The organism is Citrobacter sp. Igbk 16 (assembly GCF_028069755.1).
GTDB lineage: Bacteria > Pseudomonadota > Gammaproteobacteria > Enterobacterales > Enterobacteriaceae > Citrobacter.
Genome location: NZ_JANEWJ010000008.1, coordinates 14,318 through 35,007, shown reverse-complemented (window position 1 = coordinate 35,007; position 20,690 = coordinate 14,318). Strand labels below are relative to the sequence as shown.

Here is a 20,690-nt window from a genome sequence, read left to right as displayed (position 1 = left end):
TCGGCGGCTGTTCGTATTAACCGGGGGATTTACTACTAAGATTCATTCTTTACCAGGAAGTTTCTTCCACGCCACGGTGTTACGTAAATAAACCGGTTCAGCATGTTCAACAGCCACGGTCTTGCCACATGCCAGCATTTGCGTCGCGACAGGCAGCATATCTTCTGCCGCTGGAAGCAATACGTCGCCATCGTTCAGCGTCAGACCACTGTCTTTGCCGAGTTCAGGCCAGGCTGGCCAGCCCGTGCCAACGGTTAGCCAGTCGCCAGAAAGCTGCAGCAGGCGATCGTGTACCTGCTCCGGCGTTAGCACCGCTTCTGTCTCTTCGCCGTGCCAGATGCCATCATCATCACGCTGGTATTCAGCCCAGTAAACTTCACCCATACGAGCATCAATCGCTGCCAGCACGCGTGTCGCACCGGATTTACGCCAGGCACCCTGTGCCATTGTCATCAGAGTAGAAACCCCGATCATCGGTAAATTCGCCCCTAGCGCCAGCCCCTGAGCGATACCAATACCGATGCGTACACCAGTGAAACTGCCGGGGCCGCGACCAAATGCCAGGGCATCAATATCGGTGAGCGTTAAATCGCCAGCGGCCAGGATATCCTGGACCATCGGCAAAATTCGTTGGGTATGTTCTCGTGGGCAAAGCTCGAAGTGAGCCTTGATAGTACCGTCATTCCACAGGGCAACAGAGCACGCCTCTGTGGCGGTATCGATAGCCAGAATTCGCATGGGTATTTGTGATCAGATCAATAAATTTGGCGCGCATCTTACCACACTCCGTAACAAATTACTCAGCCGATGGTATCGCAAGAAAGCGAACTGCACGCGCAATATCACGCGTGCGTGGCGCAGGCGGAAGGCTTGCCAGGAAGGTCGCGCCATAAGGTCGCATCACCAGGCGGTTATCACAAATCACCAGCACACCGCGATCGTCAGCATCACGGATCAGTCGCCCTACCCCCTGTTTCAGCGTGATAACCGCATCCGGGAGCTGAACCTCTTCGAAAGGATCGCCACCGCGCAGGCGGCAGTCTTCCATCCGCGCTTTTAACAGCGGATCGTCCGGGGAAGTAAATGGCAATTTATCGATAATCACCAGCGACAGCGTATCACCACGCACGTCTACCCCTTCCCAGAAACTACTGGTGGCAACCAGCAAGGCATTCCCTGCGCTGACAAACTGTTGCAGCAGTTGCCCTTTACTGGTTTCGCCCTGTAAAAGTACGGGAAGCGTCATGGTGGCACGGAATTGCTCCGCCAGATCGCGCATCATTGCATGCGAGGTACACAGCATAAAGCAGCGCCCGTTGTTCGCTTCAATAATAGGGCGCAACATAGCAGCCAGTTGACGCGCCGCGCCAGGCTGGTTGGTTTGCGGCAGATTGCGTGGTACGCACAGCAGTGCCTGACGCGTGTAATCAAAGGGGCTCGGCAGCAGCATCGACTCTGCTTCATCAATGCCTAACCGCGCCGTAAAATGGTGAAGATCGTCGTTTACCGACAATGTCGCGGAGGTGAATATCCAGCACCCCGGCTTTTGTTCCATCACTTCTTTGAATTTGTCGGCCACAGTAAGCGGCGTCAATGCGAGCGTAAAATGCCGGGACGTACATTCATACCAGTAACTGAATCCTGGCTGATTGATCTCTTTCAGGCGTTTTAACCGGGCACGGTACAACGTGGCTCGCTCAAACGCGGCATCCAGCAGCGCAGAGCGCCCGAGGGACAATTTCGCCACGTCGTAGCACAGCTCAAGGGTGTCATCAAGAAGTAGAAACGCCCGTTGCACACGTTGGTCAGCCAACAGCTCTCGGAGGTTTCCGCGATAGCCGGGCTCGCCGAGCTGTAAGCGAAAGTCCTGCGCGCTTTGTGCCAGACGATCTGCGCATTTTTGTAGCTGCTGGGTGTCTTTCAATTCTGTGCGATACGCAATCGTAATGTCTTTCGCCAGGTCGAGTAGTTGCCGGCTGGAGAGTGATTGACCAAAGTACTGGCTGGCGATATCCGGTAGCTGATGGGCTTCATCGAAGATCATCACATCTGCCTCGGGGATTAATTCACCAAATCCACTCTCTTTCACCACCATATCGGCGAGAAACAGATGGTGGTTGACCACCACCACATCGGCATCCATTGCTTTTTTACGGGCTTTGACGACGAAGCACTCTTTATACAGCGGGCAGTCGCTACCCAGGCAGTTATCGTTAGTGCTGGTCACCAGTGGCCAGGCCTGTGAATCTTCCGCCACGCTGACACAGGTGCTGATATCCCCATCAAGCGTTTGATTTGACCATGAGCGCAGCAGTATGACATCGCTTAACGTTTGTACCGGCAGATCGCCCCCCGCCAGCGCCTGCTGTTCGAGGCGTTCCAGACACAGGTAGTTGGAGCGCCCTTTTAGCAACGCCAGCTTACCGGTGAATTTCAGTGCTTTGGCAACGGTGGGAAGATCGCGACTGTAGAGCTGATCCTGCAACGCTTTAGATCCCGTCGACACGATCACTTTCTTTCCAGCGCGAAGCGCCGGGGCGAGATAAGCGTATGTTTTACCTGTGCCAGTGCCGGCTTCTACAACAAGCGGTTGTGATTTTTCAATGGCATGGCTGACAGCAATTGCCATCTGTCGCTGTGGTTCACGCGGTTTAAAACCCGGTATCGCTTTAGCCAATTGACCGTCTGCTGCAAAATCGTCCGTCACACTGCCCCCTGTTCATTTGAACAGGGATTATGTCAGGCCGGCGGGTCTTTCGCCAGTTGAAGAGGTGACGCGGGCGCAACATTATGGCAGTCTTGGCGCAATCTGAAGCCCATGAAGAAAAATGTAAATAAGGAATGATTTATGACGATTGTGCGCATTGATGCCGAAGCACGTTGGTCTGACGTGGTTATCCATAACAACACGTTGTACTACACCGGCGTACCGGAGAACCTGGATGCAGATGCCTTTGAACAAACTGCAAATACGCTGGCACAAATTGATGCAGTGCTGGAAAAACAGGGTAGCAACAAGTCACGAATCCTTGATGCCACCCTTTTTCTGGCAGACAAAAGTGATTTTGCCGCAATGAATAAAGCCTGGGATGCGTGGGTCGTTGCCGGTCACGCGCCGGTACGTTGTACGGTACAGGCCGGGTTGATGAACCCGAAATACAAAGTCGAGATCAAGATTATCGCTGCGGTTTAAGCAGCGTTACTCGTCTTCATCTTCAAAACGCGCCACGATCCGTTCACCGGTATGGCTGGCGCGTAGCTCTTCAGCAACCAGAGCAATCGCCTGTCCGCTGCTCATCCCCTGCGACATCAGTTCCTGAATACGCTCTACTGCTTTTTGCTGCTGCTCATGACTGAGTGAAGGTAAACCTGCAAACATTGTTAACTCCTGCTAAATTGTCTGCGCTAATTATTTCATGCTACCGGGCAGTTAGCCAGTAGAGTAGCAACGAGTCAGGACTGATGAAGACGTTATCTCCCGCAGTAATCACATTACCCTGGTGTCAGGACGCCGCTGAACGCTATTTTTCGACCTTAAGCCAGCATCCGTGGGCGATGCTGTTACATTCAGGTCATGCCGATCATCCGCATAACCGTTTTGATATTCTGGTCGCCGACCCCTTAGCGACGCTGGTCACGCGTGCTCAGGAGACTGTGGTCAAGGACAGGCAAGGCATTTTGCGCACGCCTGATGACCCGATGACAGTATTACATTCAACGCTAACCGCCCTGGCTATTCAGCCTGAATATCATCCCGACTTACCGTTCCAGGGCGGCGCACTGGGTCTGTTTGGCTACGATCTGGGCCGCCGCTTTGAATCGCTGCCGAATATCGCCGAATGCGATATCGCCCTGCCGGATATGGCCGTCGGTATCTATGACTGGGCGTTGATTGTCGATCACCAGCGACAGACTGTATCACTGCTTAGCCATAGCGATGTGCATGCCCGTCTGGCGTGGCTCGAAGATCAACTGCCGCCGGTACGCAAGCCCTTTACATTAACGTCGGTATGGCGCTCGAATATGAGCCGTGCGCAATACGGCGAAAAGTTTCGTCAGGTGCAGCACTATCTGCACAGCGGCGACTGCTATCAGGTCAACCTGGCCCAACGTTTTCAGGCGCAGTATCAGGGCGATGAATGGCAAGCGTTTGTGCAGCTCAATCGCGCCAACCGCGCGCCATTCAGTGCGTTTATACGCCTGGAAGACGGGGCGATCCTCAGCCTGTCGCCGGAGCGCTTTATCCAACTGGAAAATCAGCATATCCAGACGCGCCCCATCAAAGGCACGCTACCCAGACTGGACGATCCTGATGCCGATCGCCAGCAAGCCGACAAGTTGGCAAATTCGCCAAAGGATCGGGCGGAAAACCTGATGATCGTCGATTTAATGCGTAACGATATCGGACGCGTCGCCGTTCCAGGCTCGGTTAAGGTTCCGGAACTGTTTGTGGTTGAACCCTTCCCGGCCGTACATCATCTGGTCAGTACCATCACCGCACGTTTGCCACAGACGCTGCACGCGACCGATCTATTACGTGCAGCCTTCCCTGGTGGCTCCATTACAGGCGCACCAAAAGTGCGGGCAATGGAAATTATTGATGAACTGGAGCCACAACGTCGTAACGCCTGGTGCGGCAGCATCGGTTATCTGAGCTTTTGCGGCAATATGGATACCAGTATCACCATTCGCACCCTGACAGCGACCGGCGGGCAGTTGTACTGTTCAGCTGGCGGCGGCATTGTAGCGGACAGTCAGGAAGACGCGGAATATCAGGAAACATTTGATAAAGTGAATCGTATTTTGCATCAACTGGAGAACTGACACGTGGAAAACAGCAGCCTGACGCTTGATGATTTTTTATCACGTTTTCAACTCCTGCGCCCGCAGGTAAATCATGATGCGCTAAACCAACGCCAGGCCGCCGTACTGATCCCTATCGTCCGTCGCCCACAGCCGGGGTTGCTATTGACCCAGCGCTCCGTTCATTTGCGAAAACATGCCGGGCAGGTCGCCTTTCCTGGGGGCGCGGTGGACAGCAGCGATGCTTCGCTGATTGCCGCCGCACTGCGTGAAGCCCAGGAAGAAGTGGCAATTCCGCCTTCATCCGTTGAGGTCATTGGCGTACTGCCGCCGGTTGATAGTGTGACCGGGTTCCAGGTCACACCGGTGGTGGGTATCATCCCTCCCAATTTACCGTATCGAGCCAGTGAAGATGAGGTTTCAGCGGTGTTTGAAATGCCGTTGGCGCAAGCCCTGCATTTAGGTCGTTACCACCCCCTCGATATCTACCGTCGTGGCGATTCACATCGTGTGTGGCTTTCCTGGTATGAACACTATTTCGTCTGGGGAATGACCGCCGGAATAATTCGTGAGCTGGCGCTGCAAATTGGCGTGAAGCCCTGACTATACTTATCTTTACGCACGCCATAGACAACTTGAAACTCAAGTCACAACATTAGTAAAACCGCGGTTATCTATTAGTTTAATTCATGTGAATAGTTAAGCCGATCGCCGCGTTCCCTCTTACACTATGCGCAGTTATAACATCGTTACTGGAAAGCCCAGTCGCCCTGTAGGAGTATTATCGTGATTAGTCTATTCGACATGTTTAAGGTGGGGATTGGTCCCTCATCTTCCCATACCGTAGGGCCTATGAAGGCGGGTAAACAGTTCGTCGATGACCTGGTCGAAAAAGGATTACTGGACAGCGTTACCCGTGTTGCCGTCGACGTGTATGGTTCACTGTCGCTCACGGGTAAAGGTCACCACACCGATATCGCCATTATTATGGGTCTGGCGGGCAATGAGCCTGCTACCGTTGACATTGACAGCATCCCCGGATTTATCCGCGATGTAGAAGCGCGTGGACGCCTGCTGCTTGCACAGGGTCAACACGAAGTGGATTTCCCACAGAATGACGGCATGCGTTTTCACAACGGCAATTTGCCGTTGCATGAAAACGGAATGCAGATCCATGCGTACAACGGCGAAACCGTCATTTACAGCAAAACGTACTATTCCATTGGCGGTGGGTTCATCGTTGATGAAGAACATTTTGGCCAGGATGCAGCGAATGAGGTCAGCGTACCTTATCCGTTCAAATCCGCGACCGAAATGCTGGAATACTGCAACAGCACCGGTCTGTCTCTCTCTGGCATGGTGATGCAGAACGAACTCGCACTGCACAGCAAGAAAGAGATTGAAGATTACTTCGGCAACGTCTGGCAAACCATGCAGGCCTGTATCGATCGTGGGATGAACACCGAAGGCGTTCTGCCTGGACCGCTGCGCGTTCCTCGTCGTGCCTCCGCCCTGCGTCGTATGTTGGTCTCCAGCGACAAGCTCTCCAACGATCCGATGAACGTGATCGACTGGGTGAACATGTTTGCGCTGGCCGTTAACGAAGAAAACGCTGCGGGTGGCCGCGTAGTAACAGCACCCACTAACGGTGCCTGCGGGATCGTGCCTGCCGTTCTGGCTTACTACGATCACTTTATTGAATCTGTCAGCCCGGATATCTACACCCGTTATTTCCTGGCGGCGGGGGCAATTGGTGCGTTGTACAAGATGAACGCCTCTATCTCTGGCGCCGAAGTAGGCTGTCAGGGTGAAGTCGGTGTGGCATGTTCCATGGCTGCTGCTGGTCTGGCTGAGCTACTGGGCGCGAGTCCGGAACAAGTTTGTGTGGCTGCCGAGATTGGTATGGAGCACAACCTGGGCTTAACCTGCGACCCGGTTGCCGGACAGGTGCAGGTTCCGTGCATCGAACGTAACGCTATTGCGTCCGTGAAGGCGATTAACGCCGCACGTATGGCAATGCGTCGTACCAGCGCACCGCGCGTCTCGCTGGATAAAGTCATCGAAACAATGTACGAAACAGGCAAAGATATGAATGCCAAATACCGCGAAACATCACGCGGTGGCCTGGCAATCAAAGTCCAGTGTGACTAATACTTAATTTTCGCCCATCTGCGACGGATGGGCGAATTTACCCCTTCTCGCTCGTCTACTGTAATTTTCCCCACTACACTTGCTCTGTTGCTGTTGGCTTCTGGGACCAACGGCTTATCGGGCGGCCCGCATGCAAACAGCACAACGGATCATTCAAAACTATCGCCGTAATCGCTTAATCGTCTGCACAATATGTGCACTACTGACGCTCATACTCACATTAACGGTCCGATTTATTTCGGAGCGTAATATAAATCACCGTTACACCGTCACTTTTGCTAATCATGCCGTTGAAGCACTGGATGATGTGCTGCTCCCACTGCAGGCCGGGCGCGATATGCTGCTCCCGTTGATTGGTCTTCCCTGTTCTGTGGCGCGTTTACCCTTGAGCAAGCATGCTGCCAGACTACAAACAGTGCGCTCCATCAGTCTGATTCAGGGGGGGATTCTTTATTGCTCCAGTATCTTTGGCTATCGCAATGTGCCTATCCGCCAAACTCAACCTGAATTACCTAGCCGGGAGGCACAACTTCTGTTGTCCACCGACCATTCGCTGATTAAAGGTAGTCCTATTCTGACGCAGTGGTATCCGGCCTCCGCGGATGGCGAAAATGGGGTGGTGGAAATCGTCAATATTGATTTATTGTCGACCATGCTGCTGGAACCCCAACCACCGCAAATCACCAACGCCAGTTTAACCGTCGGTAACCGCCACCTGCTCTACGGACAAGGTGTTGTCGAGACCTTGCCTGCACTGAACGATGAAAAACGTTATCAGCTTTCATCGCAACATTTCCCCTTCACGATCAGCGTCACCGGCCCAGGTGCCAGTGAATTGGCGATCAAACATCTGCCGACACAACTACCGCTGGCAGTGATCCTGAGCCTGTTGGTGGGATATCTTGCCTGGCTGGCAACCGCCAGCAGGATGAGTTTTTCCTGGGAGATTAATCTGGCTCTCGCGGCGCACGAGTTCGAGTTGTTTTGTCAGCCACTGCTGAACGCACAGACCCAGCAATGTATGGGTGTAGAAATTCTGTTACGCTGGAACAACCCGCGCCAGGGCTGGATTTCGCCGGAAGTGTTTATTCCTATCGCCGAAGAGCACAACCTGATCGTCCCTCTTACCCGTCATGTCATCGCAGAAACCATTCAGCAACGACACGTTTTTCCGATGAGTAGTCAGTTTCATATCGGTATCAATGTTGCCGCCAGCCATTTCCGCCACGGTACGCTGTTAAAAGACCTCAATCAGTACTGGTTCAGCCAGCATCCCATCCAGCAACTGGTTATTGAATTGACCGAACGCGATGCCTTACTGGATGTGGATTATCGGATCGTGCGCGAGTTGAATCGCCTCGGCGTTAAGCTGGCGATTGACGATTTTGGTACCGGAAACAGTTCGCTCTCCTGGCTGGAAAAATTGCGCCCGGATGTGCTGAAAATTGATAAATCATTTACTTCGGCGATAGGAACCGACGCCGTGAATTCAACCGTCACAGACATCATTATCGCGCTGGGAAAAAGGCTGAATATCGAACTGGTGGCTGAAGGCGTAGAAACGCAGGCACAGGCGCAGCATTTACGCCGTCATGGTGTACATATCTTGCAGGGTTTTTTGTATGCGAAACCGATGCCACTTCGTGATTTTCCCAAATGGCTGGCGGGCAGTACACCACCACCCGCCAGGCATAACGGGCGCCATATCATGCCCATTATGCCGTTCCGCTAACCCCGCTTACTCGTCTTCGTCGTGAGCGGGTTGTTCTTTAACAATGCGAACTAAATCCACACGATAGTCATTGGCTTCGACAATCGTAATGCTCAGCGGTGCGACCTCAATAACATCGCCTACACGCGGGATGTGACCGTTAGCCGCAATCACCAGCCCCGCTACGGTGGCGATGTCTTCGTCCTCATCCACCAGCGTATCCACATCCAGCGCCTGTTGCAGCGCGTGCAGATCGGTTCCCCCTTTCACCAACCAGCCACCGGCGTCAGCAATGATTTCAGGGGTTTCATCAGCATCCGGGAACTCACCAGCGATCGCTTCTAATACGTCCAGCGGTGTTACCAGCCCCTGCACCACACCAAATTCGTTAGTAACGATGACAAAGCTACCGCGGGCACGACGCAGCACGCCTAACAGATTAATCGGGTCCAGCGTTTCCGGGACGACAATTGCCGGCGAGGCAGACGCAATCGCTGCAACATCCACACCATCTTCCAGCGCCACCAGCAGCTCTTTCGCACGCACGATACCGATAATTTCATCAAGCTCGCCACGACACACCGGGAACAGGCTGTGTGGAGAAGAAAGCAACTGTTCGCGAATTTCCGCTACGCTCAGATCGGCGTCGACCCAACTAATTTCACCACGAGGTGTCATGATGCCGCGTAATGAACGGGATGCCAGTGAGAGAACACCGTTGATCATATAGCGTTCTTCTTCCACAAACGCGCCTTCCGGGACCGGAACGGGCACCGGATTGTCGGATTCCATCTGCACGCTGGCCTGACGTTTACCCCCCATCAGACGCAAGATTGCATCCGCAGTACGCGCACGCAGCGGCAGTGTCGACTGGTGGCGAATAAAGTTACGACGGGCAATCTGGTTAAACAGTTCGATAATAATTGAGAAGCCAATCGCCGCGTACAGATAACCTTTCGGAATATGGAAGCCAAACCCTTCGGCAACCAGGCTCAAACCGATCATCAGCAGGAAGCTCAGACACAGCACCACAACCGTCGGATGTTGGTTTACAAATCGCGTCAGCGGCTTCGACGCCAGCAGCATCACCGCCATCGCAATAACCACCGCCGCCATCATCACCGGCAGATGGTTGACCATACCGACAGCAGTAATGACCGCATCCAGTGAGAACACCGCATCCAGGATAACAATCTGCGTCACCACGACCCAGAAACTCGCATAGCCTTTTGACTGCCCGGTATCATGTTCACGGTTTTCCAGCCGCTCATGCAGCTCTGTCGTAGCCTTGAACAAGAGGAAGATACCCCCCAGCAGCATAATCAAATCTCGCCCGGAAAACGCGTAGTCCATGACCGTAAACAGCGGTTTTGTCAGCGTCACCATCCACGAAATAACAGACAGCAGGCCCAGACGCATAATCAGCGCCAGTGATAAACCAATGAGACGCGCTTTATCTCGCTGTTTCGGTGGCAGCTTATCGGCAAGAATTGCAATGAAGACCAGGTTATCGATACCCAGAACAATTTCGAGAACAACAAGCGTGAGCAAACCCACCCAAATCTGCGGGTCCATTAAGAGTTCCATGACAAGCTCCTGCTTAAGGAATGATCAAACTGCGCCCTGAACATCTCAGGCGTTAAAGCAATATGCAGATAAAGTTTGTGGCAAAAAGTGCCAAACTGACAGGCTTGATACAGCCTAAAGGTGAAATGACGTCGGTGACGATCCATATGGTGGGCTACTGCCCTATACTCCTGAGTAATTAAACAGATGCTAAACATAACAGAGACAACTGGTTTTTAGCAAAGATTTACCTTCCTTTGCAATAAGTTGTTTCGGAGATATTTCACCCTTCGAAATTTCTTATGATCGGAAGTTAAATTACGGATCTTCATCACATAAAATATTTTTTTCGATATCTAAAATAATTCACGAAAATCATAGGTTTTTCTTTGTAACCCTTATCTGAATCGATTCGATTGCGGACGAGCGATTCAAAATGCATCTTCACGTTGATGTGTTAACGATAATAAAGGAGGTAGCAAGTGACCATTGCTATTGTAATAGGCACACATGGTTGGGCTGCAGAGCAGTTACTTAAAACAGCAGAGATGTTGTTAGGCGAGCAGGAAAACGTCGGCTGGATCGATTTCGTTCCAGGCGAAAATGCCGAAACGCTGATTGAAAAGTATAACGCTCAGTTAGCAAAACTGGATACCAGTAAAGGCGTGCTGTTTCTCGTTGACACATGGGGAGGCAGCCCGTTTAACGCTGCGAGCCGCATTGTCGTCGATAAAGAGCATTACGAAGTTATCGCAGGCGTGAACATTCCCATGCTGGTAGAAACCTTCATGGCGCGTGACGACAACCCCAGCTTCGACGAATTAGTCGCACTGGCGGTTGAAACGGGTAGCGAAGGCGTAAAAGCGCTGAAAGCAAAACCTGTTGAAAAAGCCGCACCTGCCCCCGTCGCAGCACCTAAAGCAGCGGCACCCGCGAAACCGATGGGCCCGAACGACTATATGCAGATCGGCCTCGCGCGTATTGATGACCGTTTAATCCACGGTCAGGTGGCAACCCGCTGGACCAAAGAAACAAACGTAACGCGCATTATTGTCGTCAGCGATGAAGTCGCTGCTGATACCGTGCGTAAAACGTTGCTGACTCAGGTCGCACCGCCAGGTGTTACAGCACACGTGGTTGATGTCGCGAAAATGATCCGCGTCTATAACAACCCGAAATACGCTGGTGAGCGTGTAATGCTGCTGTTCACCAACCCTACCGATGTAGAACGCATCGTCGAAGGTGGCGTAAAAATTACCTCTGTTAACATTGGCGGCATGGCATTCCGCCAGGGTAAAACGCAGGTAAACAACGCGATTTCGGTGGATGAAAAAGACATCGAAGCCTTCAAGAAACTCAACGAACGCGGTATCGAGCTCGAAGCCCGTAAGGTTTCTACCGATCAGAAACTGAAAATGATGGATTTGATTGCCAAGGCGAAATAGCCACCTGGCATTTACTTAGTTTTCACACTTAAGTCTGTATAGCAATAGGAGAAGTACAATGGAGATTACCACTCTTCAGATTGTGCTGGTGTTCATCGTCGCATGTATCGCGGGTATGGAGTCGGTACTCGATGAATTTCAGTTCCACCGTCCATTGGTGGCCTGTACGCTGATTGGTGCCGTTCTCGGGGATATGAAAACCGGTATTATCATCGGTGGTACCCTGGAAATGATCGCTCTGGGCTGGATGAACATCGGTGCTGCGGTTGCACCTGATGCCGCACTGGCTTCCATTATCTCTACCGTTCTGGTTATTGCGGGTCACCAAAGTATCGGTGCAGGTATCGCGCTGGCCATCCCGCTGGCAGCTGCAGGCCAGGTTCTGACCATTATTGTTCGTACCATCACCGTAGCCTTCCAGCACGCGGCGGATAAGGCGGCCGAAAACGGCAACCTGACGGCGCTCTCCTGGCTGCACGTTTCCTCCCTGTTCCTGCAGGCTATGCGTATCGCTATCCCGGCGGTAATCGTAGCGATTTCTGTCGGTACCAGTGAAGTTCAGAGCATGCTGAACGCGATTCCGGAAGTCGTTACCGGCGGCCTGAATATTGCTGGTGGCATGATCGTCGTAGTGGGTTATGCGATGGTCATCAACATGATGCGCGCAGGCTACCTGATGCCGTTCTTCTACCTTGGCTTCGTCACCGCGGCATTTACTAACTTCAACCTGGTTGCTCTGGGTGTGATTGGTGCCGTAATGGCCATCCTCTACATTCAGCTGAGCCCGAAATATAACCGCGTAGCCGGTGCGCCAGTACAGGCGGCGGGTAACAACGATCTTGATAACGAACTGGACTAGCAGGTGAGCGAAATGGTTGATATGACTAAAACTACCACCGAGAAAAAACTCACTCCGAGTGACATTCGTGGCGTGTTCATTCGTTCTAACCTGTTTCAGGGTTCATGGAACTTCGAACGTATGCAGGCGCTGGGCTTCTGTTTCTCCATGGTACCGGCTATCCGCCGCTTGTACCCGGAAAACAACGACGCACGTAAGCAGGCTATTAAGCGTCACCTGGAATTCTTTAACACCCATCCTTATGTAGCGGCACCGGTTTTGGGCGTTACACTGGCAATGGAAGAACAGCGTGCGAATGGCGCAGAGATTGATGATGGTGCTATCAACGGTATCAAAGTTGGTCTGATGGGGCCACTGGCAGGCGTCGGCGACCCAATTTTCTGGGGTACCGTACGTCCGGTATTCGCCGCACTCGGCGCGGGCATCGCAATGAGCGGTAGCCTGCTTGGGCCGCTGCTGTTCTTTATCCTGTTCAACCTGGTACGTCTGGCAACCCGTTACTACGGCGTGGCATACGGCTACCGTAAAGGCGTAGATATCGTTAAAGATATGGGCGGCGGCTTCCTGCAGAAATTGACTGAGGGGGCGTCAATCCTCGGTCTGTTTGTTATGGGGGCCTTGGTTAACAAGTGGACACATGTGAATATCCCACTGGTGGTTTCCACTATCACCGGTCAGGATGGCCAGACGCGTGTGACCACCGTGCAGACAATCCTTGACCAGCTGATGCCGGGCCTGGTTCCTCTGCTGCTGACCTTCGCCTGTATGTGGCTTCTGCGTAAGAAAGTAAACCCGCTGTGGATCATCGTTGGTTTCTTCATCATCGGTATTGCGGGCTACGCTGTCGGCCTGCTCGGCCTGTAAGACTGTTGTAAATCACCGGGGGCTTGCCCCCGGTTTTTCTATTTAGAGGGTTGAGGATTCATGACTATCACGGACCTGGTGCTGGTTCTTTTTATCTTATCGCTGCTGGCGTATGCCATTTACGATCAGTTCATCATGCCCCGCCGTAATGGCCCCACTCTACTTACTGTTGCCCTGCTTCCACGCAGTCGAGTCGACAGCGTTATCTTCATAGGCTTGATTGTTATTCTGATCTACAACAACATCACCAGCCACGGAGCACAATTCACCACATGGTTATTATGTGCACTGGTGTTAATGGGGTTGTATCTGTTCTGGATCCGTACGCCCAAAATTATTTTCAAACAAAAAGGTTTTTTCTTCGCCAATGTCTGGATTGAATATAACCGGATTAAAGAGATGAATTTATCAGAAGATGGTGTACTGGTGATGCAATTAGAGCAGAGACGATTGCTTATCCGCGTACGAAATATAGACGACCTGGAGAAGATATATAAACTTCTCATTTCGAACCAATAAGTTACAAATATAGCCTGAACTATGTTTTTTATATCTCAGTGAAAAACAAACATAGCTAAGGCTATATCCCCTCGGCCCATATGTTATTTAACTTAACGTTTTATCTATAAATAAACCTAAATGAAAATTGTTTTCATTTAGAAGTCAAATAATATTTCTGCGTTTCTTGTTTTATATTCCAAAAATATGTTAAGGTTGCGCCCGTCGTTGGGGAGTAGCCGATTTCCAGACTCCGGAAATGTACGTGTCAACATACTCGTTGAAAAACGTGGCACGTACGGACTGAACATCACGTTTAGTCAGGCGAGACCATAGGCACATCAACTGCAATGCATATTTGAATGGCTCTGTATAGACAGTGGGTCCGCTCAGTGTGCATGGTTACTGGGGGCAGTGATGTGTTTTATGGAATACCCCGGTCAGGACGCTGTTATGAATATCACCGCAACTGTTCTTCTCGCTTTCGGCATGTCGATGGATGCTTTCGCGGCATCAATTGGCAAAGGCGCCACCTTACATAAACCTAAATTCTCTGAAGCCCTGCGTACCGGCCTTATTTTTGGCGCAGTCGAGACCCTTACGCCGCTGATTGGCTGGGGAATGGGCATGCTTGCCAGCAAATTCGTGTTGGAGTGGAACCACTGGATCGCCTTCATCCTGCTGATCTTTTTAGGTGGCCGAATGATAATCGAAGGTTTCCGCGACAATGGCGATGAAGACGAAGAGCCACAGCGCCGCCACGGTTTTTGGCTACTGGTTACCACCGCAATCGCCACCAGTCTCGATGCAATGGCCGTCGGCGTAGGTCTGGCCTTTCTTCAGGTGAACATCATCGCGACTGCGCTTGCTATCGGCTGCGCCACATTAATTATGTCTACTCTCGGGATGATGATCGGGCGTTTTATTGGCCCTATGTTGGGCAAACGCGCGGAAATTCTGGGTGGGGTAGTCCTGATTGGTATCGGTGCCCAGATTCTCTGGGCACACTTTCACGGTTAATCTACACGTTGCCAGATATGAATACTAAAGTCTGTCTGGCAGTCAAATACCGATTTCTCCGCCAACGCCTCCCAGACTTCCGGTTTTGCTCGCCAGGCAAAAGGCGTCATTTGCAGTAATGCGACCGCCTCACTACCATTGAGCTGCATCGGATACCCCAGTGCAATACTCTGTTGCAGGACAAAGCCGTCAAGCTGCTCTGTATGAGGCGCATGCAGACGCACCTCATCATAAATCAGCCCCTTAAGCTCCATTAAATGCCGTGGGCCTGGCGTTGCCGTAATCACCCACCCACCCGGTTTAACCACACGAGCCAACTCTTGCGCTTTGCAGGGTGCGTAGATCCTGATGATGGCGTCCATTGACGCATCGGCAAACGGCAGACGATGGCTTGAGGCAACGCAAAAAGTCACTTGTGGATAGCGCCGGGCTGCAGCCTTAATCGCCACCTTCGAAACGTCCAGACCAAAGGTCGAGCCATTCGCTATCGCATCCGCGAAAGCGCGGGTGTAGTACCCTTCCCCACAGCCGATATCCAGAATCGACACATGACTTGTTCCCAGCCTCTCGCTGAGCGCGTTCACAATCGCATCGCGCAGCGGTTGATAGTGCCCGGCATCCAGAAATGCCCGGCGAGCCTGCATCATTTCCGCACTGTCACCCGGATCGCGCGACCGCTTATGCTGAACCGGCATCAGGTTGACATACCCCTCTTTTGCCACGTCAAACTGATGCCGTCCAGGGCACACAAAACTGTTATTCGCTTGAGTAAGAGGCTGATGACAAAGGGGACAGGAAAACGACATGACAACTCCGGCTGGTGATTTAAGGGCGCAAGTGTAACGCGATTCGCGCCCCGCGAAAATAACTTACAGCGACGGTGAGGCCAGGCTACTACCATGCATCACCAGCAGATGGTCAGAATCGGCTGGCATCCCGTCGGGTTTCACGTTTTCCAGACGCAGGACATCGCCCATTATCTGGCTGAACACCGGGGCCGATACCGCACCGCCGTAGTAAGCGCCGTTTTGTGGGTTATTTATCACCACGACCAGCGCGAATTTCGGATCACTGGCAGGGGCAACCCCTGCCGTATAAGCCACGTATTTATCGACGTACTTACCGTCATCGCCTATTTTTTTTGCCGTCCCGGTTTTCACCGCAACACGATAATCCCTCACCGCAGCCTTGGTCCCACCGCCGCCGGGTAGCGCAACGCTCTCCATCATATGTTCAACCTGATGCACCAGCGCCTCTGGCATTACACGAGTTCCTATCACCGGTGGGTCGATACGTGTAATTGAAAGCGGTCGGTAGACGCCAAAACTGCCGATAGTGGCATAGACATGTGCCAGTTGGAGCGGTGTCACCATTAACCCGTAGCCGAATGCAAAGGTCGCGCGATCCAAATCACTCCAGTAACGTCGCTGAGGCATTAAGCCGCTACTTTCTCCGGTGAGACCTAAGCCAGTTGGATCACCGAAGCCAAAGCTTTTATAGGTATCCAGCAGTTTCTGTACCGGCATTGCCAGCGAAAGGTGCGACACACCAGTATCGCTTGATTTCTGCAAAATACCGGTGAGCGATAGCTCAGGGTAAAACCCGACGTCGCGGATACGATGACCATCAACATTAAAGGGGTGGGTATCAATCACGCTGTCAGGCTGCACAATCCCCTGCTGGAGAGCGGTCATGATCACTAATGGTTTTACGGTTGAGCCCGGCTCAAAGGTGTCACTAATTGCACGGTTGCGGAAATCATCCAGTACCGCGCCTTCGCGGTTATTAGGGTTAAAATCGGGAAAACTTGCCATCGACAGGATTTCACCGGTGGCAATACTTACCAGCACCGCCGCACCAGAATCCGCTTTATTCCATGTCACGGCATTGTCCAGCGCATCTTCAGTCACCGTCTGCAAACGCTCATCAATACTGAGCTGCAATTCGTGCGCGGGGACCGGCATCACTTCCGTGATATTTTCAATCACATGCCCAAACTTGTCTTTGCGCACAAGACGAGAGCCGGGTTTACCCATCAACTGACTGTTGAAGCTTTTCTCCAGGCCTTCAATACCTTGTCCATCAATGTTCGTAAAGCCGATGAGATTCGCCGCCACATGACCTGCGGGATAGAAACGGCGGGATTCTTCGCGCAGATTGATCCCCGGGAGATTAAGATCATCGACCCACTCTGCCTGCTGCGGAGAAATCTGTCGTGCCAGATAGATAAAGCGTCCGGTAGGGTTACTGTTTACACGTTCCGCCAGTGAACTGAGTGACAGATGCAGGGTTCGGGCCAATGCTTGCCAACGCTCGTTATAACCCACGCCCCCCTTGCTAATAATGGTCTTGGGATCGGCCCAAACTGCATTCACCGGCACGCTTACTGCGAGGGGACGTCCTTCTCTGTCGGTAATCATCCCACGCGGTGAGGCGATTGTGACTTCACGTAACGAACGCATATCCTCCTGCTTGACCAGACTCGTAGGGGTGACGATTTGTAACCACGCAACCCGACCAAGCAACAATCCCAGACTCAACAATATTGCCACACAAAGCAGGGCAAAACGTACGGGAGTAAAATTGCGCGCATCGCCGTCGTTTTTCTTTTTCACCGGGGCTCCAGCAAGATAGTTTTTTCAGGTGACTGATTTAACGGGAATTGCCGGGAGAAAGCGGGGAAAACAATGCTACGAACATCACGCCTTTGCAACAAAGCACTAATGGAGAGGCATTCAGAAATATTTTGACGTAATTTGAATTAAAAAGCCCCGCATAAGCGAGGCTTTATATCTGAATTGGTTGCGCCTGAGCGCTTCAAATCAGTGGTGTCGATCAGATAGCTGTTACGTTAACAGCAGCCGGACCTTTCTGGCCGTCCTGAATTTCGAACTCAACGTTCTGGCCTTCAGCCAGAGTTTTGAAGCCGTTACCCTGGATAGCGGAGAAGTGTACGAACACGTCTTTGCTGCCATCAGCCGGAGTAATGAAACCAAAACCTTTAGACTCGTTGAACCACTTAACTTGACCTTTAATCTTTGCCATTTGCAAAATTCCTTAGAGTATTTTCTTCGCCCGCAGGCATAACATAGATAAAACTGAGACATTACTGCTTGAGGCACTAATATAAGGTTCGGCAGAGAAGCGGTATTCAACGTCAACGTGTTTACTCAGGACTTCTTTACTGAAAATGCCACACATAAACAGAACTGTACCTCGTTTAACCCAAACCGTGTTATCACATACAACGTTAATAATGGCAAGCCATTTTTAAACGTGTCTCGATCGGTCGCACAAATCCCGAAGTTCATCAAACAACAACTGCACAGTTATGCGCCAGGCCAAGTAGAGATATATCCCCGCCTCTCACCCTTGCCCCGGCTGGCCTGCGCCGTAGCAGAGACTTTTCTACCATAGCTCATCAGGTTGAACTGTTCCAGATTATCTGTCACAGCCTCTGCCGGATATCATTTTTTATGCTGAGTAATGCATAAAATATCATAAGCATAAAAATGAGATCAGCATTCTGGTTTTGCACCAAAATAATGAAAGAATGATGACAATGCACAAAAAAAAGTAAGAGAAACGTTTCGCTGATAATAAAACGATCGGTATCACAAAAATGACACAATCATATTATTAATCTATGGATAATTATATTTATGTCGAACCAGAGATAAGATATTAATTGGTCAGAGCATCTGGAAAAGCGCAGGTTCCACGTGTGCCAGCGCAGTAATTGCTGGATTGTTGCAGAAGAAAATAATCTGATATCGTTGACGACAGGATGAAGCATCTGAGAATAGCATCTACAGACTCTCACCCTGTCTTTCTGTTTACTACCGTTCAGCTACCAGGCGAATGATGTCATCATCTTCATCCTGAGTTTGCACCGCAGCAGGCTCTTCTGCTTTTTCCGGTTCGTTAGCTTCACAAAGACGACGGAGCAATGCGTTCTGTCGTTTTTGCTGATCCAACAACGCCTCAAGCAGTTCAATCTGCTCGTTAGTACGCGAACTTGCCCGATTGATGAAAAACCACAATACAAGCCCGATTACCAGAACCACCACCGATACCGCTAAAGACGCAAAACTCAACGCGCCAGAATTCAAAACTTCGTTCATTTCACCACCTCAATGTAGACAGCGTAGTTTACCATTGCCGCACAAGAAGGTAATCAACTGTTACTGAAATGCGCTTACCAGGGAATAAATTTATTGATGGCGCAAATTCCGCTGAAAAATTGTACGTCCTGATCGCACATGATGTTGAACACCTGCGCCCACATCAGCATGCATACCAGCACGACAACTATCAGGACCACCCATCGAATTTTTTTCACTCCAACTCCACTCTCCAAACCTACAGCTTATGTTGATAAATTATCATGAGTTACCTAAACCCTAAGTTAACTGTAACGGCATTAAATGTTTTTAGGAATGATTCACTTGTTTCATCCCGTGTACAGGCTAATCTAAGAATAACGAGAAAAGATAAGAGGTTGTAATGCGTCTGATTATCCGCGCTATTGTGTTGCTCGCTCTGGTTTGGATCGGTTTATTACTGAGTGGCTACGGCGTTTTGATAGGAAGTAAGGAGACTGCAGCAGGTCTGGGCCTGCAATGTCAATATCTGACCGCCCGCGGGACCAGCACCGCGCAATACGTCCATACCAACAGCGGCATCATTGGCCTATCAGATTGTCCCCTGTTGAGGAAAAGCACCGTAGTTATCGATAACGGTTAATATAGCAGCAAAAAGTCAGTACGTTATTTGCTCCGGCTACGACGGCAGGTCGTAAAAAAACCCGATACGCTGTATCGGGTTTTTTGCGTTTCGCAACGCGTTAAAATCAGAACGGGTAATCGTTGTAACCCATTTGCTCTGAAATCTTACGCGCTGCGGTGTGCAGCATTTCGACATATTCGTGCAAACGTTCTTCAGAAAAACGCAGCGTCGGGAATGAGATACTCAGACCCGCAATAACCACGCCGAAACGATCAAATACCGGTACACCGATGCAGCGCAGTCCTTCTTCCTGCTCTTCGTTGTCTTCGCCATAGCCCTGCTCACGGACTTTGTCCAGCAATACCAGTAATTCATCGGTGTTCGTGATTGTACGATCTGTACTGCGTTTGTACTCAATACCATCCAGAATTTGTTTCACTTCATCGCGGTCACGCCATGCCAGCAGTACTTTACCAATAGCGGTACTGTACAGCGGATTACGACGACCTACGCGGGAATACATGCGCAAATTGTACATCGAGTCAATTTTATGGATGTAGACAATGCTGTCTTCATCCAGCGCACCAAGATGTACTGTTTCTTTGGTCAGACGCGAAAGTTCACGCATCTGGATGTCAGCGCTACGGATCAGATCAACGTTCTGTAATGCACGCGCGCCCAGCTCAAATAGTTTCAGGGTCAGGGAATATTTCTCAGACTCGCCTTCTTGTGCCACATAACCCAGCGTTTTCATGGTCTGCAAAAAGCGATAAACGGTGCTTTTCGACATCATGACGCGTTGTGACAATTCGGTAATACCAATTTCGCGCTCTTCACCCAGCGCCTGCAGGATGCCAAAAACCTTCAGCACAGAAGATACAGAATCGGGTTGTTTATCCAGATCTGCGATAGCCATTTACCACCTCATTGCGAGTGTTTTATAAAAATCAGAACCGGTTTTTATTATAATTTCACGTACCAACCGCCGCAATCTGTCTTTGCTCACTTAGTTACAAATCTGCGACCTAACGCCTGAATATCAATG

22 protein-coding genes and 1 riboswitch are annotated in these 20,690 nt (G+C 51.1%); of the genes, 11 read left to right on the top strand and 11 right to left on the bottom strand.

The features are described 5' to 3' along the window. Nucleotides 1–42 precede the first annotated feature (42 nt). Both tsaB and NNO03_RS07655 read right to left on the bottom strand, forming a co-directional pair. Nucleotides 43–738, bottom strand: coding sequence for a tRNA (adenosine(37)-N6)-threonylcarbamoyltransferase complex dimerization subunit type 1 TsaB (tsaB, locus tag NNO03_RS07660; RefSeq protein WP_271449220.1), 696 nt, complete (start codon nt 736–738; stop codon nt 43–45). Nucleotides 739–796: 58 nt separating this feature from the next. Further along, nucleotides 797–2,707, bottom strand: coding sequence for an ATP-dependent DNA helicase (locus NNO03_RS07655; protein ID WP_202038440.1), 1,911 nt, complete (start codon nt 2,705–2,707; stop codon nt 797–799). Between the two features lie 141 nt (nt 2,708–2,848). On the opposite strand from NNO03_RS07655, the gene NNO03_RS07650 reads away from it, so the two are divergent. Next, entirely contained in the window at nt 2,849–3,193 is a 345-nt protein-coding gene (locus tag NNO03_RS07650; protein ID WP_042307863.1) for a RidA family protein, read from the top strand. Between the two features lie 6 nt (nt 3,194–3,199). On the opposite strand, the gene NNO03_RS07645 is transcribed toward NNO03_RS07650, so the two are convergent. Continuing rightward, a complete protein-coding gene (locus NNO03_RS07645) occupies nt 3,200–3,379 on the bottom strand; it encodes a YoaH family protein (RefSeq protein WP_003020986.1) in 180 nt (59 codons plus the stop codon). 83 nt (nt 3,380–3,462) lie between these two features. On the opposite strand from NNO03_RS07645, the gene pabB reads away from it, so the two are divergent. From pabB to NNO03_RS07625, 4 genes are all read left to right on the top strand, one after another. Beyond that, nucleotides 3,463–4,824 (top strand): aminodeoxychorismate synthase component 1, encoded by a 1,362-nt coding sequence (gene pabB, locus NNO03_RS07640; protein WP_271449219.1) that lies wholly within the window; start codon nt 3,463–3,465, stop codon nt 4,822–4,824. A 3-nt stretch (nt 4,825–4,827) separates the two neighbouring features. Then, the gene (locus tag NNO03_RS07635) at nt 4,828–5,406 is read left to right on the top strand and encodes a CoA pyrophosphatase (RefSeq protein ID WP_137381634.1); all 579 of its coding nucleotides are present in this window, start codon (nt 4,828–4,830) and stop codon (nt 5,404–5,406) included. A gap of 183 nt (nt 5,407–5,589) precedes the next feature. Next, nucleotides 5,590–6,954: an L-serine ammonia-lyase gene (gene sdaA, locus NNO03_RS07630; protein WP_271441525.1), complete on the top strand. Its 1,365-nt coding sequence runs from the start codon at nt 5,590–5,592 to the stop codon at nt 6,952–6,954. A gap of 130 nt (nt 6,955–7,084) precedes the next feature. After that, complete coding sequence (locus NNO03_RS07625) at nt 7,085–8,686, top strand: EAL domain-containing protein (protein WP_271449218.1); 1,602 nt, start codon at nt 7,085–7,087, stop codon at nt 8,684–8,686. 6 nt (nt 8,687–8,692) lie between these two features. Here NNO03_RS07625 and yoaE read toward each other — a convergent pair whose 3' ends face one another. Beyond that, nucleotides 8,693–10,252 (bottom strand): CNNM family cation transport protein YoaE, encoded by a 1,560-nt coding sequence (gene yoaE / locus NNO03_RS07620; RefSeq protein ID WP_048211405.1) that lies wholly within the window; start codon nt 10,250–10,252, stop codon nt 8,693–8,695. Nucleotides 10,253–10,713: 461 nt separating this feature from the next. On the opposite strand from yoaE, the gene manX reads away from it, so the two are divergent. The 5 genes from manX (at nt 10,714) to mntP (ending at nt 14,917) form a co-directional block, all read left to right on the top strand. Further along, entirely contained in the window at nt 10,714–11,676 is a 963-nt protein-coding gene (manX, locus tag NNO03_RS07615; protein ID WP_005122176.1) for a PTS mannose transporter subunit IIAB, read from the top strand. Between the two features lie 58 nt (nt 11,677–11,734). After that, on the top strand, nt 11,735–12,535 hold the full coding sequence (locus NNO03_RS07610) for a PTS mannose/fructose/sorbose transporter subunit IIC (protein ID WP_005122174.1): 801 nt from the start codon (nt 11,735–11,737) through the stop codon (nt 12,533–12,535). A 12-nt stretch (nt 12,536–12,547) separates the two neighbouring features. Beyond that, on the top strand, nt 12,548–13,399 hold the full coding sequence (locus NNO03_RS07605; RefSeq protein ID WP_006684184.1) for a PTS mannose transporter subunit IID: 852 nt from the start codon (nt 12,548–12,550) through the stop codon (nt 13,397–13,399). 60 nt (nt 13,400–13,459) lie between these two features. Next, complete coding sequence (locus NNO03_RS07600; protein ID WP_137381631.1) at nt 13,460–13,918, top strand: DUF986 family protein; 459 nt, start codon at nt 13,460–13,462, stop codon at nt 13,916–13,918. Between the two features lie 197 nt (nt 13,919–14,115). Beyond that, nucleotides 14,116–14,344, top strand: a riboswitch (yybP-ykoY riboswitch). A gap of 6 nt (nt 14,345–14,350) precedes the next feature. Beyond that, nucleotides 14,351–14,917: a manganese efflux pump MntP gene (gene mntP, locus NNO03_RS07595; protein ID WP_260864149.1), complete on the top strand. Its 567-nt coding sequence runs from the start codon at nt 14,351–14,353 to the stop codon at nt 14,915–14,917. Here mntP and rlmA read toward each other — a convergent pair. From rlmA to mgrB, 6 genes are all read right to left on the bottom strand, one after another. Then, nucleotides 14,914–15,723 (bottom strand): 23S rRNA (guanine(745)-N(1))-methyltransferase, encoded by an 810-nt coding sequence (gene rlmA, locus NNO03_RS07590; RefSeq protein WP_271449217.1) that lies wholly within the window; start codon nt 15,721–15,723, stop codon nt 14,914–14,916. The two genes, mntP and rlmA, sit on opposite strands and share 4 nt — an antisense overlap. Before the next feature lie 63 nt (nt 15,724–15,786). Further along, nucleotides 15,787–17,532: a peptidoglycan glycosyltransferase FtsI gene (ftsI, locus tag NNO03_RS07585; RefSeq protein WP_271449216.1), complete on the bottom strand. Its 1,746-nt coding sequence runs from the start codon at nt 17,530–17,532 to the stop codon at nt 15,787–15,789. A gap of 220 nt (nt 17,533–17,752) precedes the next feature. Then, a complete protein-coding gene (cspE, locus tag NNO03_RS07580) occupies nt 17,753–17,962 on the bottom strand; it encodes a transcription antiterminator/RNA stability regulator CspE (protein ID WP_001062678.1) in 210 nt (69 codons plus the stop codon). 12 nt (nt 17,963–17,974) lie between these two features. Beyond that, nucleotides 17,975–18,118, bottom strand: coding sequence for a DUF2627 domain-containing protein (locus NNO03_RS07575; RefSeq protein WP_003034983.1), 144 nt, complete (start codon nt 18,116–18,118; stop codon nt 17,975–17,977). A 638-nt stretch (nt 18,119–18,756) separates the two neighbouring features. Then, a complete protein-coding gene (locus NNO03_RS07570) occupies nt 18,757–19,041 on the bottom strand; it encodes a YebO family protein (RefSeq protein WP_271442553.1) in 285 nt (94 codons plus the stop codon). Between the two features lie 74 nt (nt 19,042–19,115). After that, nucleotides 19,116–19,259, bottom strand: a complete 144-nt coding sequence (gene mgrB, locus NNO03_RS07565) for a PhoP/PhoQ regulator MgrB (protein ID WP_202038431.1) — start codon at nt 19,257–19,259, stop codon at nt 19,116–19,118. 164 nt (nt 19,260–19,423) lie between these two features. Between mgrB and NNO03_RS07560 the strand changes: the two genes are divergently transcribed. Further along, nucleotides 19,424–19,663 carry a YobH family protein gene (locus NNO03_RS07560; RefSeq protein ID WP_061068061.1) on the top strand — a complete coding sequence of 80 codons (240 nt, stop codon included), beginning with the start codon at nt 19,424–19,426 and terminating at the stop codon, nt 19,661–19,663. A 106-nt stretch (nt 19,664–19,769) separates the two neighbouring features. Here the strand turns inward: NNO03_RS07560 and kdgR are convergent, their stop codons facing one another. Beyond that, nucleotides 19,770–20,561 (bottom strand): DNA-binding transcriptional regulator KdgR, encoded by a 792-nt coding sequence (kdgR, locus tag NNO03_RS07555; RefSeq protein ID WP_005120190.1) that lies wholly within the window; start codon nt 20,559–20,561, stop codon nt 19,770–19,772. Between the last annotated feature and the right edge of the window lie 129 nt (nt 20,562–20,690).